Source organism: Aquimarina aggregata (assembly GCF_001632745.1).
Lineage (GTDB): Bacteria > Bacteroidota > Bacteroidia > Flavobacteriales > Flavobacteriaceae > Aquimarina > Aquimarina aggregata.
The window spans coordinates 101,865-120,561 of the sequence record NZ_LQRT01000013.1 but is presented as its reverse complement, the minus strand read 5'-3'; the positions used below and the strand labels follow the sequence as shown (position 1 = coordinate 120,561).

General features: G+C 31.9%; 13 protein-coding genes. 1 reads left to right on the top strand and 12 read right to left on the bottom strand.

Annotation, left to right across the window (positions count from 1 at the left end):
- Positions 1–242 precede the first annotated feature (242 nt).
- The 10 genes from AWE51_RS11835 to AWE51_RS11790 all read right to left on the bottom strand — a co-directional run bounded on the left by AWE51_RS11835 (position 243) and on the right by AWE51_RS11790 (position 11,349).
- Positions 243–686 carry a GNAT family N-acetyltransferase gene (locus AWE51_RS11835; RefSeq protein ID WP_198403825.1) on the bottom strand — a complete coding sequence of 148 codons (444 nt, stop codon included), beginning with the start codon at positions 684–686 and terminating at the stop codon, positions 243–245.
- Between the two features lie 212 nt (positions 687–898).
- Positions 899–1,561 carry a CPBP family intramembrane glutamic endopeptidase gene (locus AWE51_RS11830; protein WP_066313768.1) on the bottom strand — a complete coding sequence of 221 codons (663 nt, stop codon included), beginning with the start codon at positions 1,559–1,561 and terminating at the stop codon, positions 899–901.
- A gap of 124 nt (positions 1,562–1,685) precedes the next feature.
- Positions 1,686–2,522, bottom strand: coding sequence for a LytTR family DNA-binding domain-containing protein (locus AWE51_RS11825; RefSeq protein ID WP_066313767.1), 837 nt, complete (start codon positions 2,520–2,522; stop codon positions 1,686–1,688).
- 289 nt (positions 2,523–2,811) lie between these two features.
- Entirely contained in the window at positions 2,812–3,429 is a 618-nt protein-coding gene (locus AWE51_RS11820; protein ID WP_066313766.1) for a hypothetical protein, read from the bottom strand.
- A 158-nt stretch (positions 3,430–3,587) separates the two neighbouring features.
- Entirely contained in the window at positions 3,588–4,190 is a 603-nt protein-coding gene (locus AWE51_RS11815) for a hypothetical protein (RefSeq protein ID WP_066313765.1), read from the bottom strand.
- Positions 4,191–4,249: 59 nt separating this feature from the next.
- Positions 4,250–4,975, bottom strand: a complete 726-nt coding sequence (locus AWE51_RS11810) for a DUF2071 domain-containing protein (RefSeq protein WP_066313764.1) — start codon at positions 4,973–4,975, stop codon at positions 4,250–4,252.
- Between the two features lie 150 nt (positions 4,976–5,125).
- Positions 5,126–5,893 carry a hypothetical protein gene (locus AWE51_RS11805; protein WP_066313762.1) on the bottom strand — a complete coding sequence of 256 codons (768 nt, stop codon included), beginning with the start codon at positions 5,891–5,893 and terminating at the stop codon, positions 5,126–5,128.
- A 67-nt stretch (positions 5,894–5,960) separates the two neighbouring features.
- Positions 5,961–6,449 carry a hypothetical protein gene (locus AWE51_RS11800; protein WP_157766083.1) on the bottom strand — a complete coding sequence of 163 codons (489 nt, stop codon included), beginning with the start codon at positions 6,447–6,449 and terminating at the stop codon, positions 5,961–5,963.
- A 169-nt stretch (positions 6,450–6,618) separates the two neighbouring features.
- Complete coding sequence (locus tag AWE51_RS11795; RefSeq protein WP_066313760.1) at positions 6,619–8,787, bottom strand: M3 family metallopeptidase; 2,169 nt, start codon at positions 8,785–8,787, stop codon at positions 6,619–6,621.
- 81 nt (positions 8,788–8,868) lie between these two features.
- Positions 8,869–11,349, bottom strand: coding sequence for a M14 family metallopeptidase (locus AWE51_RS11790; RefSeq protein ID WP_066313758.1), 2,481 nt, complete (start codon positions 11,347–11,349; stop codon positions 8,869–8,871).
- A 166-nt stretch (positions 11,350–11,515) separates the two neighbouring features.
- Between AWE51_RS11790 and bshC the strand changes: the two genes are divergently transcribed.
- Positions 11,516–13,111, top strand: a complete 1,596-nt coding sequence (gene bshC, locus AWE51_RS11785) for a bacillithiol biosynthesis cysteine-adding enzyme BshC (RefSeq protein WP_066313756.1) — start codon at positions 11,516–11,518, stop codon at positions 13,109–13,111.
- On the opposite strand, the gene AWE51_RS11780 is transcribed toward bshC, so the two are convergent.
- Together AWE51_RS11780 and AWE51_RS11775 are read right to left on the bottom strand one after the other, a co-directional pair.
- Positions 13,112–14,968 (bottom strand): tetratricopeptide repeat protein, encoded by a 1,857-nt coding sequence (locus AWE51_RS11780; RefSeq protein WP_066313755.1) that lies wholly within the window; start codon positions 14,966–14,968, stop codon positions 13,112–13,114.
- Positions 14,969–15,168: 200 nt separating this feature from the next.
- Complete coding sequence (locus AWE51_RS11775; RefSeq protein WP_066313753.1) at positions 15,169–18,687, bottom strand: T9SS type A sorting domain-containing protein; 3,519 nt, start codon at positions 18,685–18,687, stop codon at positions 15,169–15,171.
- Between the last annotated feature and the right edge of the window lie 10 nt (positions 18,688–18,697).

The following is an 18,697-nucleotide window of genomic DNA, read 5'->3' as shown; positions in this document are numbered from 1 at the left end:
AACCGTATTGGTTACTTTAAATATGTAAAGCAACTTCTCTTTAAACAACGATCTGCTTATTTGATTTGGAAAAATGGATAGTTACAACATTAATTTTTCAAACTTAATTCATAATTGATGTAATTAGTTACGTGTTTTAAACAATGAATTTAACTAATGTATGTTAAATAAAAATCCGCTAGTTTTTTTGTTATTATGCTTGTAGTAATTAATTTTATTGGTCGTTGTACATTCGTTTTAATTTATAAATCTTTTGCAAGGCATAAGCTATCAGGAATATCCTTTAGTATACCGTATTTCTCTATAAAATTGTAATTGTTTCTTTGATAAAGTTTACCAGCCTCGGGTTGTTTTGACCCCATAAAAAGTACACATCTGGAATATCCTAATTCCTTAGACCAGTTTTCTAATTCGGATAAAACTTTTTCTCCAACTCTTTGACCTCTTGTTTCTGGCGATACATACATTCTTTTAATCTCCATAGAATTATAATTGTATTCAGAGATTGCTCCGCAACCAATTGCTTTGTCCTCTTTTAATGCCAAAACAACATAATTTAAATTGGAGATGTCATTAAATTGAGACAAAGGATGAGCCTTACCATCTCTTCCTGCGAGGTCTAGATTTAGTAATTGTACAAGTCTTTTAAATTCTGGATTTTGAGAATTTGTTCGTATTATTTTCATTATCCTTTATAGTGAGTTAAATGGCATACAACGGTTCGACTATGGCCTAGTTGTGATGTACTCTTTTAGGACATTCTGAGAAAACCAAACCACCACAACAAGATAGGAATTTCTGTTTAAGAAATTCCACCGACATGAATTATAGCTGTTGTTGTACTCACGTTAATTTAAAATAACTTAATTTTTAAAATTAGCGATGTTTCTAGTTATCGTTACACCAAATCAAAGTAGATACAAATTAAAGCTATGGTGTTAAAAAAACCGTGTACCGCAATAACAAACCACAAATCATATTTGCGTAAGTAGAATATCAGAGCTATAAGTGCTCCGGTAATCCAAGTAACAAGTTGTCCTGTAATACCTTGTTGACCGTGCATGAAGCCAAAAAAACCAGTAACTAGAATAATATTAATTACGATACTAATTTTGCTTTCTCCAAAGAATTTTACAAATTGTCGCATAAAATAACCGCGAAAAATTATCTCTTCTCCGAACCCTGAAGTGGCCCATACTATTAATAAAGTAAATAATAAGGTAGGAAGATTTCCTTTTAATTCATCAAAACTTGAATAATCTATAGGAACTCCAGTGAGTTTAGTAATTACAGGTACCAATAAAAAGGCATAAAAAATAAAGAGCCCCAGTGCAACTAATGGAGCAAGTACGAGAATGTTTTTGGTTGTGAATTTTTCCCGTTGAAACCCAAGTTCTGAAAATGCTTTTCTTTTGTATTCTATATAATTTGCTATAATGATTACTATCGAAGCAATAATATTTGTAAAGAAACTTAAATAAATTGGTCCAAACCATAAAAAGCAGATGATTGTAAATGTAATTAAAGGAATTAATATTTGTCGTAAGGTGATTTTATTCATTGTTTTTTGATTTTAAATTCTAGACGAAATAATGAACAAAATCTCTGAAAACCCCTTTAAATACTTATGTTTTTACTGAAGGGTCGTAATTTATAACTGAATAGTCGGTACTTTTTAGAATCTTTTATTGAAACCAATCCATAAATGCTTTTCGTTTGTAACGACTGATGTTGATTTCTGAAATTGCATCGTTTTTAATGAAAGATTTTAACTGAATACGCAACTTGCCATTTTCAATTTTTTCAATTAGGTCTACGGTATCTTTGTGGATTATAATTTGCCGATTGGCCCTAAAAAATAATTGATCGTTTATAGTTTCTTCGAGTTCATTTAATGTAAAATCGGTGTTAATTGTGGTGCCATTATTTTGAACCGTATATACAATTTTGTTTGCGCTATAAAAACATGCAATATTTTCGTAAGTAAGCTTTGTTACTTTCGCACCGCTGTCAATAATAATTTCAGCATCTTTTATAGATACCTTATATAAATTATGTAGATCTTTAGCATACAATAGACCTATGAGAATAAAACATATTAATAACGAAATTACTAAACCAATTAATGTATAATAGAACTGTATTTCCCCATCTAAAACTATCTCTAAAATAATATTTACAGGAATATAGATTATTGTAAAGTATCCTAAAGTTGAAGCCATAAACCTTATGATAGTAGCAATTTCTACTTTCTTAGAGAAGTACTTTTTCTTATAAAATTTAAAATTAAGTTCTGCAATGATTCCCACGACAATAAAAAAAACAATAGTAAAAAGAAAGCCTACAGTAGGAAATCTATACGTTGCACTATCAAGAAAATTATCACTCGCTGCTAAATGATTTGCGACTAACGAGAAAATAATCAATATAATTGCTTTCTGAAACCAACGCCATACAGAACTACTAGCAAATGAACGCCATACGGTTTTTAATGTATTCTTGGACGGCTCTTTAGTGCTCATAAATTAGAAACTTTTTTTTGTAATATTCAAAAGTAAAAAATAATTTCTCCAAGAATAGGTTTAAAATATTTTCGATTTTACTCTAAAAAGTAAGTTTTGTCTAATTTTTCTAAAGAATTTTAGTCTTAGTTAGCGGTTTATTATACTGAAGCGCAACGTATAATATATGTATCGTAATAGGGCAGAATGTTATCTTACTTTTTGCAAGCATTGTGCATAATCAAATATAGTAGCTATTCGATGTATTGCTTAGCTGCTATGATCACAATTGTGTTATTGGTGTTAGTTTTTATCGATATAAAACTTCTATTTCCGTTCTAGATTTTAATTTGCGAAACATGGATAATAGTGCAAGTCCTATAAAAGCGGAATATCCAATTATTAGTTTCATCTTGCCAAGATTTCCAAGGATGAATACAAGTCCACCTATTCCAAGTCGTCCACCTCCACCACGCAATTCAAAAACAGTGCCCTTATCAATTTCGATGGCGTAATACATACTCCAAATAAAAATTCCAGTTAAAATAAGTATCGCAAAAATCTGTGCTTTACAATAATTGAAAAAACTTGGTAATTCCAATTTGTATTTTAATTCTATAATATCTTTTTTTAAGAATTCAAAAATTTCATTTTTGATTTTTTCGTCTTCTATGATGAGTTCTTCTTCAGAGTCATTTCCGAAAAGTACTTTTATATGTTTGATTCCTTTTTGATTTATTACTTTTTTAATGTAATGATAAGGTATACCAAATAATTCCTTTTCAATTTCATTATTTGAATAAGTTTCAACATCCAGAGAGAATTTGTTAATTTTTTCCTTTCCAGGGTTTCCTTTATAAATAGTTTGGTTTTTTATCAAAATTAATTTATCTGATTTTGACTCCGAAAGTTTCCAGACTTTATTCATTTATTTTTTGGTTAATTAATATCAATGTTTAACATTTGTGTCGTAGTGAGGAAAAATGTTACCTAATCATTGAAGATATCTGCGTATTAGTTGCTGTTTTTTTCAGTCTTGCAAGCATTGCGCTTTACCAAAAATACAATAGCCATTCGATTCATCACTTAGCTGCTGTGATCACAATTATCGTGAAGGGGACAGTTTTTTATTTCTATTGGGATAATATTTTGAAACGGTTCTTTATCAGCTTTAAATTCTAATCTATCAAATGTGATGGCAGATTTACCATTTTTTATTTCGGAATTTACTAAACTTTCCAAAAATCCAATTCCGTTAGCACCTACTCCGTAATAATCCAAAATTATACTATTGTTTTTGTTAAACAGTGCTTTTATTATTAGCGCTTTTCTATTTGTGAAACTTAAATTTCCTAATTTGTCTTTTGAATTAATTCCGATCTCTTCGACAATTTTTTGAGCTATCAATTTGTCAATCCTCATTTTATTGATCAGGTATTTATTTACAGTCAAAGGACTTAATAATTCCATTAATGTCCCTTGTTGATAGTTTTTTGCCCATGGAAAATCAGGTTTTTGATTTTGAAAACGTTTTATTAATTCAATAGTTAAATCAAAACCTAAAGGCAGATATTTCCTGTCAAAATTTGGGACATAAATCCTAATAAGATTCCCATTCTTTAATTTGAATTCAGGTATAGAAATTCTATTTATTTCAAATTCTTCGTTATGGAAAATAGTATTTGTCATAATTGTACCAAACGTTAAATATAACGAATGTTACTGACCTATAGTGCGGCTATTTTTTGTTATATAGTGTTAGTAGTTTTTATTTTTTCCAATGCAATCCATTCGTGTTCAATATCTCTCATCAAAAGAGCATTATCAAATTTCACAGAACCTTTTGGAAAAATGTCTTCATTCTCAAAAAAACTTGATTGCACCTCTTTTACCTCCAAAAGAGATACTTTCCAGTTATATGCCTCGAGTTTTAATCCGTCAAATTCATTTTTGCCAGGAGAATAACCAATTGAACCATTCTCGAAAAAATCTGAGACACAATTTAGATTTTCAAATACACTTTCTTCATTCCATTTGTCAGTCTCACGAGCCTCGATTGATAAAGAGGTTCCATCATCACTAATAAATGCCACATTATAATTCCTATCTGATTCATTAACCGTAAATTCAGCAAGATGATGAATTCCAGGAAACATAGTTCCTCCAGCTAAAGAGTTCAATTTCGAAGAAGTATCTCTTCTCGGAATATAAACACCTTCGTTTAATTTTCCATTTTCATTCCATTCAACTGCAATTCTATGAGCTCCGTTCTCAGAGGAAATTCCGATTTGTTTTGGTAACCCTTTAGGTCTGATTTCTTTTAGTCTGATTAAACATATTCCAGCAACACCTTTTCCATTTACCAGTTTAGGTTTAAATGGCTTCGGTAAATAATTTTCTAAAACTTCCTTGTCAACTTGGTAGTTGATTAGAATACGTCTGTCAATTATTCTTTTAATTTTAGGTATTTTCATTTTTGAGTAATTAGCACTAACGTTTAATATATGTCTCGTAGCCGAGCAAAATGTTACTTTGTTTTTCGGTTTTTTCTGGACATTGGCTGCTAACTTTTACTTTCAGTTTAGCACTTACTAGTTATGTTTTATGCATGTTGTTACGGCAAGTTATTTATTCAAAAATTTTGATAATGTAGTGTTTAGAGAATCGATATCTTTTTTCTGATTAAAATACTTATCTATTTTAGTATCTCCCATATTTTGGATTTTGTATTCGGGTAATTGTTCCTTAAACATAATATGAATAAAAGTGTCTACAATTCTTTCTTTCAATCCGTGAGTGAGATTGTATTTCCGTACAATTGAATATTCCATTCCCATATGTGTGATTTCATGAATTATTGTGTTCACAGGGTTTTTATAATTCATGAAATCTCCTTTCATATTCGTCAATAAAGTGATAGTTCCTTCATCAGGGTCGTAACTTCCTCCTGTTCCAAATAAAGTGAATATAACTCTATATTTATCAAACATATTGAAGTTCCAATGCCATTGGTGTTTAGAAGTATCTATTTCATAAACTAGACTACTAATAAGTTCTGTTTGATTCGTAACTTTTTGTATCGCTGGTTCATAATTTTTTTTGTCGAATATTTTTGTTTCTACAAGGGTGTAAATAGTATTAAAGTCTTCATTTCCAAAAGTTCCATTCTTTGATTTTGTTATCAATGAGTCGATTAACGAATCCTTTGGTAGATTAATTTTATAACCTTGTTTTTCAAAAAAAGTAATATCATTGATTGTTCTCCAAATTGATGTTGCTTCTTGCTCAATAGTTGGCTCAACTATTTCTACTCGAGAAACCGATGTTTGTGATTTACAACCCAGGCAGGTTAAAGAAAAAAAAACTATAAAGATTAACTTGGGTAATTTCATTTCGTTTTAATTTGCCTCAACGTTAAATATAACAAACGTTGTTGTCCCGAAGGGTAACTATGTTTTGTTATATAGTGTGGGAAGTAGTTTTTATTTTGTTATTGACTTTTCTTTGTAATAGACCTTTATTTAATCTCCAGATTCCGATTCCAATTAACAGTAATGGGAATATTCCAATAAAGGCATTTAGAGAAATCAAAATTATTCCAAAAACTAAAGGAATAATTATCATAGCCAACCCAATGATTATATTCTCTTTCCCTTTTGAATTCAGGTTTGACTTTATGAGTTGAGAATAGTTTTTATCAATTCCGTGTTTCTCTTCTAAATCTTTATCTATTTCGGTTTCCGAAAATCCTTTTTTCTTAAGTTTGGTTATATAATCAAATAAAACACTTTCACTAATGTGATACTTTATTGAAAGTAAATAATTAGTAATATTTAAGGCTTTTTGGGTTTCTTCTCTGGATATTAATTCTTGTTGTAGGAATAGAATAGCTTCTGGTCTTAGAGTTTTTATTTCAGCAACCAATTTAGTCAATTCTTCTATTGACATTTTTTTATAATTTTCTCGTATCGTTTTAATATCCATTATTTTTCAATAAGAATCAATTACTACTAATAATTCACAATGTTTACTAGCCTACATATTTATTATATATAAAAATACACATATATCTAGATAATCTAGATATATGTGTATGTTATCACTATATTTTAGATTCTTAAGATTTAGGAACTGGAAATCCTCTATCTTTCATTAAAGCTTCAATTTTAGCATCTCGACCTCTAAATTTGCGATATGCTTCTGCAGGGTCCATAGCATTGCGGGGTGCAAATAAATATTTAACAAGTTTAGCTGCAACTTCCTTATCATAAAACCCTCCAGGGGCTTCAGCGAAAGCTTCAGCAGCATCAGATGTTAGTACATCAGCCCACATATAACCGTAGTATGCGGTAGCGTAACCTTCTCCAGAAAAAACATGTCCGAAATGCGGTGTACGATGACGCATTACTAATTCTTTAGGCATTTTTAATTCGGTTAGAGTTTCTTTTTCGAATGCGTCAACATCTATATTTTCTGGATCGGCTAAATGAAATTTCATGTCCATTAATGCAGACGCCAAATATTCTGTTGTAGCAAAACCTTGATTAAATGTAGCCGCTTTTTTTACTTTTTCAATCAATGCTTTAGGCATGGTTTCTCCTGTTTTGTAGTGTACTAAGTAGTTGTCGATTACTTTATCTGTAGCTAACCAACGTTCTAATAATTGAGATTGAAATTCGGTATAATCACGAACACCTCCATTTAAGGTTGGGTACCTTACTTCTGAAGAAAAGAAGTGGAGTGCGTGTCCAAACTCATGAAAAAAGGTAGAAGCGTCATCCCATGAAACTAAAACAGGTTCTCCTGGGGCTGGTTTTACAAAATTAGAATTATTAGAACCCAATACTGTTTTGTTACCATCAAATGTAGTATGGCTTCTGTAGGTTGTAGCCCAGGCACCAGAACGTTTTCCAGTTCTTGCAAAAGGATCTAAATACCAAAGTCCGATATGTTTTCCTGATGTTTTATCATTTACCTCCCATACTTTTACATCTTCATGAAATACGGGAACTTTACCATCTGCTACAGGGGTAAATTTAAAATTGAACAATTCACCAGCCACAAAAAACATAGCTTCTCTTAACTTATCTAATTGCAAGTATTGCTTTACTTCATCAGAGTCTAGATCGTATTTCTTTTTTCTAACTTTTTCTGCATAGAATCTATAGTCCCAAGGTTCGATAGTAATGTTGTCTTTGTTTGAATTAGCAACAGCTTGCATATCGGTAACTTCTTCTTTTACTCGAGCAATAGCAGCAGGCCAAACAGCATTCATTAATTGCATCGCATTTTGAGGGTTTTTGGCCATTCGGTTTTGTAACCTCCAATCAGCAAAGTTATCGTACCCAAGTAATCCAACACGTTCTTTTCGTAGTTTTAAAATTTTGGCGATATTTTCATTATTATCTTTATCATCTCCATTATCACCACGCGAGTAATAATTCTTCCAAACTTTTTCTCGTAGGGCTCTTTCTGTTGAGTAAGTTAAAAATGGATCCATAGATGAACGTGTATTGGTAACAGCATATTTACCTTCTTGTCCACGATCTTTAGCCGCTTTTGCATATGCTTTAATTAAAGGTTCTGACAATCCATTTAATTGATCTTTGGTAAGATATGTTACATATCCTTCTTCATCGGCTAATATGTTGTTAGAAAAATTAGTGTATAATCCAGATAGTTCTTTGTTAATGGCGGCATACCTTTTTTTCTTTTCTGCATCTAATTCTGCGCCGTTCATAGCAAAACCTTCATAGGTGAGCTGCACAACACGTTGTTGATCTTCTTCTAAAGGTGTTTTTAAGGTACTATTATAAACAGCTTTAATACGTTTAAATAATTTTTCATTCTGTGATATTTTTGATCTAAATTCTGATAATTTAGGAGCCATCTCTTTTTGGATCTCTCTAAACTCTGGTGAAGACATATTACTACTTAAAATGCCATAGTAAGTAAATACACGATCAAGCTCTGATCCTGCTTTTTCCATGGCAACAATTGTATTTTCGAAAGTCGGTGCTTCACTGTTGTTAGCAATTTGATCAATTTCTTCAAGGTTTAAAGCCATGCCTTTTTCAAGTGCGGGCTTTAGATCGCTAAGGTTCATTTTGTCAAACGCAGGTGTTCCTCCGTAAGGTCCGGTCCATTCTTTTAATAAAACATTTTCTGTTTTTTCAGGTGCTGTACTTGTTTTCACAGGTTCTTTCTTTTGATTACAACTAGTTATAAAAACAGTGGCAGAGAGCGCCATTATTTTTACAGTTTTAGTAATGTGTAGTGTATTCATCGTATTGTGTATTAATTATGTGTATTTTGATTGATGATATTTGATTAATAGAGTATCGTTTTTAGCTTAATTTATGATGTGTTAAAGCCTAAATTTATTATTATTGGTGAAAAATATAGCATTTACTAAGAAAAGCTTACCATTTTCCCAGAAAGACCGAAACATAGGATTGTCGACCATATAAATAACACTTCCTTTACCAATTCGGGCTTCACCAAATACTAGTGAATTATTTAAGTTTTTAAGAGCCGTTTTTCCTGAAAATCCAGATACATTTTCTGGACTTTGCATATACGCTATATTGTATCCTTTTTTTAGTAATTTATATGAATTATTATTTAATTTTAAGCTAAAATAGGTGTCATCATATCCAAAAGCCATAGGGTGAGAGGGGTCTACTTTAGTTTTAAAAATACTACCAGTTATTAGATCTTTTACATTTTCACGTTCTCGCTGGTCATATGGAGTCAAATTTCCGATAGAATCCTTTTTTTTCGGTTTAGGTTTGTTTTTTATAAGATCAAACCCTTCTTTACCTGCAAAAGTTCCAACGGCCCCTGCCATAGCAATTAATTTTCCACCTTGTTGCACCCATTTTTTTAATTTGTTAAGTGTACTAGCACTTATTTCTCCTCTATAAGACCCATTGGGTAATATCAGAACATCATATGAATTAAGATTTACTTTATTAAAATATTGCGAGTCTATACTTGTTATGGGGTAGTTTAATTGTTGTTCAAAGAAATGCCAAAGTTCACCATAGCTTAATGAAGAAACATAGTCACCCTTTAATATAGCAATTCGCTGTTTATTAATTAGTTTTACTTCTGGAGAACCAAAATCAACACCTTTAGATGCAAAACTACTTGTTGCAGTGAATAGTTTACGATGATGTTTATTGGCAATTTTTATAACAATTTTGTCATAATCTTTAGTACTTATATTATCGCTCTTAGTTATAATTAAACTTCCTTTTTTAAAATCATCACCATTATTAGAGAAGTTTTTTTCGCTAAAACGTACTCTGATAGAATTTTGTACTAAATCTGCCATAAATGCAGCATCATTGATGCTATTCCATTTTGTGATATATCCTGCTCCCGATGCATTAGCGATGTTGGCTATAGGTTCTTGTTGTTTACTTTGATTTGTGGCAACAAGTGATGTAGACGCAATTGCTTCCAGACCATAGGCATGAGGTATACTCCAAGCAGTAATATCATAGGTAAGGGGGTTACTTAATTTAGCGTCGGGTTCAAAAAGTACTTTGACCATTTTTCCTTTGGGTTGATTAGTGCTTACTACAAGTGCTCCATTAGCATTAATACTACCTTGTTTGTTTTCTCTAAAATTATATCCAGTTACTTTAGGCGTTTTAGTGAAACCATATTTGATTTCTTGTTTATCAAGTAATGTAGTTAATGCTTTTATTTTGTCTTTAGGACCATTTAGCACATAACTTTTATATTTTAAATCGGTATTGATAAAGAATTTTTTAAATTCTTCATTTAATTTAAGTGCATTTTTAGAAGACATTTCTACAGTAGATAATCCCGTAGCAGTATGGTGTAATGCTCTATCTTTTAAAGTTAATACATATCCTTCGTCTGTTTGTATACCTAATCCTGCCCGACCATGACCTGCTTGTTCATATGTCATTCCTATAGCTCCCATAAATGTAGGGTAGGTGTCTCCGTAACTTGGGTATAGTAAATCAAAACGTTCTCGGGTAAAAAATAACCACCCTTCTTTATCAAAATATTTAGCGTGGTTTTTACCGATCTGAGTTTGAAAATCACGTTGCCAAGGTGTTATGATCTCATGAAAAGGTTCTGCAGCAGGAGCAAAATAGTATGGTTCATTTATTCCTTGTTCATGAAAGTCTACATGAATATGTGGCATCCATTGATTGTAAATTTTTAAACGTTGTTGAGATTCTATTTGTGTGGCCCATGCCCAATCACGATTTAAATCGAATAGATAATGATTTGGTCTTCCTCCTGGCCAAGGTTCATTATGTTCTGTAGCATTTTGATCAGTATTATACGGAGTTGCTTTTACTTGATTATACCAATTTACATATCGATCGCGACCATCAGGGTTTATACACGGGTCTATAATTACCACGGTATTTTCAAGCCAAGATTCTTTTTTTGTAATTAGTTCATGAATCGTTTTCATGGCAGCTTCTGTGCTTGATGCTTCATTGCCATGAACATTATAACTCAGCCATACAATAGCTTTTTTTGACGTAGCCGTTCCTTCTACAATTCCAGCATTTTTAAGATGTTCTAATCGTATGTTTTCAATAGTGTTAATATTTTCTTCAGAAGAGACAATAGCATAAGTCAAAGGTCTTCTTTCATTTGTCTTCCCATAGGTTTTATAGCTTACCATTTTAGAGTTGTTTGCTACATGTTTGAAGTATTGAATTACATCAGAATGGCGCGTAAATTGATCTCCAATTTTGTATCCTAAAAACTCTTCAGGAGACTGTAATTTATTTTGAGCGTAAGTTATACATGTCGTTGCGACAAAAAGTGTGAAGAATAGTTTTTTCATTGAATCATAAGATGTTTGTACTTGATAGCGCCCTCATTTACTTGTAGAAAGAATAGAGAACGCGTGTAAAATACCGAGTAATATCAAGGATATAATCTGTGTTAACTAAAATTTAAGATTTACAATCACAATCTAATGTATATTTATCCTCTCAAAAAAAAAGTTTATGCCTAGTGACTGTATTCCGTTTAGAGATACGAATTACTTTTCAACGTTTATTTGTGATTATTTAGAAAAGAAACCCGAATTAAATGAATTTTATCATCGCTTCCCAGAGTTAGATAATTTTGGTGCGCAGATAAAAGAAAAAGGAGAGTCATTTTCTAACGAAAACAGAAAAGTATTAGTAGATGTACTTCAGAAACAATATAAAAATACAGCTGTTTCTGATGTTACAAACGACAATATTAAATTGCTGGCTAATGAAACCACATTTACGATTACTACTGGACACCAACTTAACCTTTTTACTGGGCCACTATATTTTTTGTACAAGATCGTTTCTACAATAAACTTAACTACTACTTTAAAAGAAAAATATCCTAAAAATGATTTTGTGCCGATATATTGGATGGCTACAGAAGATCATGACTTTGATGAAATTAATTACTTTAACTTATTCGGAAAAAAGATACAATGGAATCGTGATGATGGGGGAGCAGTAGGTGTTTTTGATACAGAAGGATTGGATAAGGTTTTTGATATTTTTAAAACTGAAATTGGAACTGGAAGAAATGCTGAACGATTAAAAAGTCTTTTTGAAAAAGCATATTTAGAACATAACACGCTTAGTGACGCAACACGGTATTTAGCCAATGCCCTTTTTGAATCCTATGGGTTAGTAATAGTTGATGCAAACGATCAGAAACTGAAACGTCTTTTTATTCCTTTTATGGAAAAAGAACTTCTAGAACAAACATCGTATCAAAATGTTCAACCTAAAGCAAATAAATTAGAAAAAGCAGGTTATAAAGTACAAGTAAATCCAAGAGAAATTAATCTGTTTTATTTAGCAGAAGGAGTACGAGAACGAATCATTGAACAAGATGGAGATTATGTAGTTAATGAAACAAATATTCGTTGGAGTAAGAATGAAATATTAAAAGAACTCACTGAATTTCCAGAACGATTTAGCCCTAATGTAATGATGCGACCATTATATCAAGAGGTGATCTTACCGAATTTATGCTATATCGGTGGGGGAGGAGAACTAGCGTATTGGTTGGAACTAAAAGACTATTTTGATGCTGTCGCGATACCTTTTCCTATGCTGTTATTGCGAAACTCTGTATTAATGCAAACAAAGAAACAAACAGAGAAAGTGAATAAATTAGAAGTTTCTGATAAAGATTTGTTTTTAAAACAACACGAGTTAATCAATCGCAAAGTTCGACAAATCTCAAATATTGATATTAATTTTGATACACAGAAAAAACATCTTGAAGAGCAGTTTAAAGAAATGTATGAATTGGCAGAGCAAACAGATGTTACTTTTGTTAATGCAGTTAAGGCTCAAGAGATAAAACAACTTAAAGGTTTAGATATGCTAGAGAAACGTTTGCTTAAAGCACAACGACGAAAGCTTAGCGATCAGGTAAAAAGACTTGCCGAGATACAAAACCAGTTATTTCCTAACCAAAGCTTACAAGAACGAAATACTAATTTTTCTGAAATGTATTTGGAATACGGTGAAAATCTAATACCTACCTTAATTAAATATTTGAACCCTCTTAAAGGTGAATTTGTAATTATAAAAGAATGATTAAATATTTAAAATCATATCCATAAGTATTTTATTTGATGGAATATCTAATTTTTTACGAAGTCTGTAGCGAGCTTTTCTTACTCCTTCTTGTGTAATGTTAAGAATACTTGCTATTTCTTTTGACGATAGATTAATCTTTAGAAGGGCCATCAAACGTAGCTCATTAGAAGTAACATTGGGATACTTACTTTTAATAATGCTATAAAAATCCTTATGTACCTGTTCAAAAGACCGTTTGAAATTCTCCCAACTTGTATCATCACTAAGATCAAAGTTAATAGTTTGTATAAGTTTAAGGTAATTAAACTGTGCATTTTGATCTTCAGAGCATCGAATGTGTTCAACTTCTTCTTTTAAACTTTCTAATACTTTGTTTTTTTTAACTAAATGTAGAGAATGAGTAGTTAACTCCTTTTTTTTTGTATCTAATTCTCTATCTAGTATCTCTTTTTCTAAAGATGTATGTTTTATTTTTTTTATAAAAATCAATAAACCAACGGTTAACAAGGCCATTGCGAGTATTAATGCAGATACCAAAATTGTATAGCGTTGCTTTATTTTATTATTTAATTGTTGTAGTATGTTAATTTGAGATTCCTTCTGCTTTGTTTCATACTTTGCATATAATTCTTTTGCAACTTCTTCTTGTTTTATAATTTTTAATGAATCTTTAAGTATAGATAAATTTTTAAAATGTTGATAGGCAGCAAGACTATTTTCTTCTCTTTCAGCAATACTAGCAAGTGTTTGATTTGCCTCTGTTTCGGTCTCTAGATCAGATGCTTTTTTTGAACTTGAAAGTGCCTTTGTGGCGTTAGATTTGGCAGAGTCGATTTGATTTAATTTTAGAAAACATCTTGCAATTGAATTATATGAAGTAGCTTTTTGTCTATAACTACCTTTGATACTATAGTTTTGTAATGCCTTTTTTTGATAGTGTAACGCCTCTACGTACGATTCCATTTCAAAATATGTATTTCCAATTTCTGATTGAATTACTGCAACTGTCTTTGAGTTTCCTTTTTCTTTTCGCAAAGCCAAGGATTTTTGTAAATATGCTAATGCATCGTCATAATTTTTTAATCCTCGTTGACTAATTCCGATATTATTTAAGACTACACTTAAATGTCTTTTGTTACCACCACTATGTATATGAGGCAATGATTTCTTTAGATAGCTTAGCGCTTTTTCATACTCTTTTTGTTTAATTAGAATCTGACTTATATGAATATAAGTACGACCAATACCTGATGTATTATGCAGTTGTTTGTATAAAGTATTCGCAGAAAGGAAGCGTTCTAATCCTTTTTTCTGGTATTTCATTAAGTTATAGGATACACCAATATTTTCTATAGTTTTGATATAGGATAAAGAGTCATTTAACGATTTAAACACCTTACCCGCTTTCTGAAAGCTTTTAATAGCTTTTGAGTATTTGTTTAAGTGATTCTGAACAACTCCAATTTGATGCAATGCAGATGCTTGGCCCCAAGAATGTCCCATTTCTGTATTTATCTTATATGCTTTATTAAAATACACTAAAGCTGAGTCATATTCTTTTTGATAGTAATACACTACTCCAAGACAATTATTGGCTCCGGCAATACCACGCGGTTTTTTGATTTTGTGAGCTATACGAAGTGCTTTGTTTATATTTTGTTTTGCCAAAATAGGATTAGAAGTAGCATGTTGAATACCTAAGTCATTATAGGCTTTTATAAGTGTAGTATCTGCAGTTTTAGGGGTGTTAATTAATTTTTGTAGACTATCTATTTTGTTAAGGTTTTGAGCTAATGCTCTAGAGTTTAGTAGTAAAAGAATACTAAGGCAAAAGCCAAAGTAAAAGGTTTTCATAGAGAATTATTAATCGTTAGTTAGCAAGACAAAAGTAGAGTTTTGATTCAGTTTTTTTGTGTGCTTAACAATCGGGTAACGTAATAGTAATTTTGATCTAAAATAGGTAATGTATTGATCTGAGTCCGTCATAATACAAAAAAATACCCCAGTATAAGTACCGGGGTATTCGCATTAAGAAAATCAGTATAAATGTAATCTTAATTTTTTATAATCTTTCTAGTAATTCGCTTTCCACTTGGCAATATTACTTTAAGAATATAGATACCAGGAATTAATGCTTGAATACTAATAGTTCCTGTTAATAGATCTCTTCCATTCAAAAAGTCGTCAGTTTTTAATAATTCCTTACCAGACATATCTAATAATGAAATTAAAACTTTTCCTTGTTCATGAGTATTTAGATTAAAATTTGTAACTAGTTTACTCGGGTTCGGGTATACAGAAAGGTCTTCTTGCGTTTTTAAGAGTGGTATTGTTTCTGGTAGATCTTCTGGAGCAGGGTTGCTACGTTTTGCGTTTGAATTTAAACTTGCACAATACTGGTGCATTAAATCTTCAAAATCAGATTGCGTATTGTATAAGTTATACTGTAAACCCCAATCAGAATTATCTACAAAAGTATATTCATTAAATTGAGCATTAGCGAGCTGTTTTGCTCTGTTTTCAAAATGATATAAAGATGCAGCTTCTTCTTTACTGAAGTGAAACTCACTTTCTCCTCTATAATAATTGTCCCCATTAGCAAATACTCTTGCTAAATCACGAGATTTAATATTACTTAAGGTTAAAGACCATATTTCATAAGATACGCGAATCCATGATGATAGTTCTGTATTGATATCACCATTTGCTCTTATATTTTTTTCTATTTGCTCCCAATCAATTAATGATGTAATATCCATATCACCAGGTAAAGGATTATTGATATCGTTACCAAAAAAGTTCGTGTGTCCATTACTTGTAAATCCACTGATTCTTTTCCCGGTGCGATTAAAAGTTTCTACATGTACTGCAATTTTAAAAATATCATCTAGCTTACCAAGTGCTTGTGCATTATGAACGATGTAAGGCTTTTCTTTGGTTTTTAAATAAGCACTATACCCAAAACTTTTGTCATGTATTATTTTGATGCCAAATTTAGGAGATTTAAGCAAGGAAAATTTCCCCATATCCTTATTGTATAGAGGAGCAGCACCTCTGGTACCATTATTATACCATTCTGGAGTGTTATCTGAATTTTTTGCTCCTGGTGTAGCGATAAATTCGGCATTTATTAATGTAGTTTCAATAGATAAAGTACCTTTTAATGCAATTTCACCAAATACAGCTTGCGGACGAGGAGGGGGGATGGATAGCTTAATATTTTGATCACTTCGTTTTGTCTTGTCTTTGATGTTATCATAGTATAGTTTTCTAGCATAGGCTACTTTTTTTCTAGAACTTCCTTTTGCAACAGTAGCTCCACCTTGTCCGATTTTTGCTGCGCCTTGAGCGATTTTCGCTCCACCTTCGCCAATTTTAAACCCCAAAAACTTTAATGGATTAGAATTCATTTTAGCTGCGCCTTCAGCTATTTTAGCAACGCCCTCAGCTATTTTAAAACTTCCGTCGGCAATTTCAGCATTTGCAATTTGATTTTTGCCCTCCCATTCTAAACGTGCAGCTTCTTTTTCCCATGCTTGGATTTCTTTACCTTCTAAAGTTCCGGTAATTTCTTCGGTAAACTCTTTGGCATTAAAGTTTTCATATTGATTAAAGGTTACATCGCCCAATGTGTTTTCTAATTCTCCAAAATCGTTATCCATGGCTCCAAGTAAGAACTTATCTTTGTTATTTTGCCAATCATCATATTCTTGGGTTCCTGCGGGTATTGCCCCTCCTTCTAAACGACCAATCATGGTTAAGTCACCTTGAGTAGTTTTTGTAACATTAATTTTAATACTAGATTCAAAAAAATCTATACAAGGGTCATACTCCATTACAAAATCTGCAAAGTACCAGCTACGCCCTGGGCTGGCTAGATACGGTAGTGAACGGCTATAAGCAGAGCTTTCAGAATTATTAAGTGCCTCAAACTGTTGTAGACCACCCCATAGTTTTGGAGTATAACTTGGGTCATTAGATTGATTCCCAGGAAGTCCCCTGTCCATTTTAAGACTAATTGTTAACTGGTTGGCAATGCTTTCATTTTTAGTATACATAAATACTCTAAGAGTTCCACTAATCCTATCATAGAGTATGGCATATGGATATACTGAAGCTTGATTTCTCTTTGTACCATCTGCATTGTATCCTAAGTTAGATTTTATCAATTCCCAACCTTCTACCGCAGAAAAGTCTTCTCCTCCTAGATAACTACCATTAGGACTATACTTGGCTGATATACCTGCAAAATCTATTTCGTTAGAATAAAATGGGCTAAATACGCGTTCTTCTACTAAGCCATTATCGCCAATATACCTTACATCCCATTGGGTCTGTTGCCAGTTAAAAGTATTAACAAATGCTTTTCCTTGATTATAGGGTAAATAAGCATTTGTAGAGATAAAATTTGAACCATCGTTATCCCCTTTGTCATTTGCCGATCCTATAAGAAAATTCTTTGGGGTAGAAGCTATAGTAATTTCCCCTTTTTTAAGTCTTGCGATTGCGCGAGCGGTTCGGGTAATTGATTGATTGAAGAAAAACTCTGTGGGAACCGCACCTTTTAGTTCAAAAACCTTATCCCCTTGAGATGCTACGAATACATCTTGACCGCTAAAACCAAAGGTGATGTCTTGTCCAAATACGAAATCTGTAAGTATTTCATGTCCAATTCCTTCTTGACTAAAAGGAAGCGGTTGATTACCAGAAAGATAAAATAATGAAATTTTGTCGTCTATTATTTTAATACCAATTTGAGGTTTTGCATTGGCAAAAACATTTTTAGTATAATGATGATGGGTATAATGCAAAAAACCTATTGTTCCTTGAGTACCTGGCGTGATGTTTACTTTAAAATCATCTTCTGCAAAATTTTTGACATAAAAATTAGTAGAGACAAAGTTCTGAAAGTGTTGCGTTTCGGGTTGTGTGATAATCGTTTGATCGTTTATTTCGCTAATAATACCAGTATTATTAATACTCGCTTTTTCAAAAACAATAGGGCGGTATTCATTAAAACTATCATTTTCAGAACGAATGATTTTAAATTTGGAATTTCCTTCTATTTGTAGCACATTACATTTACAATTTGTATCACTATATTCGGTAAGAGATTCTGTAACTATAATAGCTTTTGATGCTTTGGGGTTATTGCTGTCATTCGTAGGACCTTCAGGATACATTTGTAATAGCAGGTGAGATCTATCTTCATCTACGGTAGTAGCAAATCGAGTAGTACCGTCATTGGTAATACTTAAGGGTTTACCTTCACTTCCAATTCGTGCGCTATAGAGTTGAAACGTTCCTTTAAAGGCGTTTTCTATACCCCAAAAATAAAACTCGCTAGCGGCAGTATTAAAAGTGTCATAACTTAATATTCCGTTAGATTCTTTAATATATTGACCAGCAGGATCATCGGCCTGTAAGTGATAGAGACCTTTAATATAAGCTCCTTCAGGAAGTTCTCCTGAAGAAGGTATTCGTAATTCTTGTGCTGCTCCAAAATATAGGTTTGATAGTGCAAAGAGAACTATTAGCACATGATATCGACATGATATAAATATATTTTTCATAAGTTGTTGT

Excerpts from the sequence above, each read along its gene's own strand:
- AWE51_RS11835 (WP_198403825.1), bottom strand. The coding sequence starts at position 686 with ATGAAAATAATACGAACAAATTCTCAAAATCCAGAATTTAAAAGACTT.
- AWE51_RS11830 (WP_066313768.1), bottom strand. The coding sequence starts at position 1,561 with ATGAATAAAATCACCTTACGACAAATATTAATTCCTTTAATTACATTT.
- AWE51_RS11825 (WP_066313767.1), bottom strand. The coding sequence starts at position 2,522 with ATGAGCACTAAAGAGCCGTCCAAGAATACATTAAAAACCGTATGGCGT.
- AWE51_RS11820 (WP_066313766.1), bottom strand. The coding sequence starts at position 3,429 with ATGAATAAAGTCTGGAAACTTTCGGAGTCAAAATCAGATAAATTAATT.
- AWE51_RS11815 (WP_066313765.1), bottom strand. The coding sequence starts at position 4,190 with ATGACAAATACTATTTTCCATAACGAAGAATTTGAAATAAATAGAATT.
- AWE51_RS11810 (WP_066313764.1), bottom strand. The coding sequence starts at position 4,975 with ATGAAAATACCTAAAATTAAAAGAATAATTGACAGACGTATTCTAATC.
- AWE51_RS11805 (WP_066313762.1), bottom strand. The coding sequence starts at position 5,893 with ATGAAATTACCCAAGTTAATCTTTATAGTTTTTTTTTCTTTAACCTGC.
- AWE51_RS11800 (WP_157766083.1), bottom strand. The coding sequence starts at position 6,449 with ATGTCAATAGAAGAATTGACTAAATTGGTTGCTGAAATAAAAACTCTA.
- AWE51_RS11795 (WP_066313760.1), bottom strand. The coding sequence starts at position 8,787 with ATGAATACACTACACATTACTAAAACTGTAAAAATAATGGCGCTCTCT.
- AWE51_RS11790 (WP_066313758.1), bottom strand. The coding sequence starts at position 11,349 with ATGAAAAAACTATTCTTCACACTTTTTGTCGCAACGACATGTATAACT.
- bshC (WP_066313756.1), top strand. The coding sequence starts at position 11,516 with ATGCCTAGTGACTGTATTCCGTTTAGAGATACGAATTACTTTTCAACG.
- AWE51_RS11780 (WP_066313755.1), bottom strand. The coding sequence starts at position 14,968 with ATGAAAACCTTTTACTTTGGCTTTTGCCTTAGTATTCTTTTACTACTA.
- AWE51_RS11775 (WP_066313753.1), bottom strand. The coding sequence starts at position 18,687 with ATGAAAAATATATTTATATCATGTCGATATCATGTGCTAATAGTTCTC.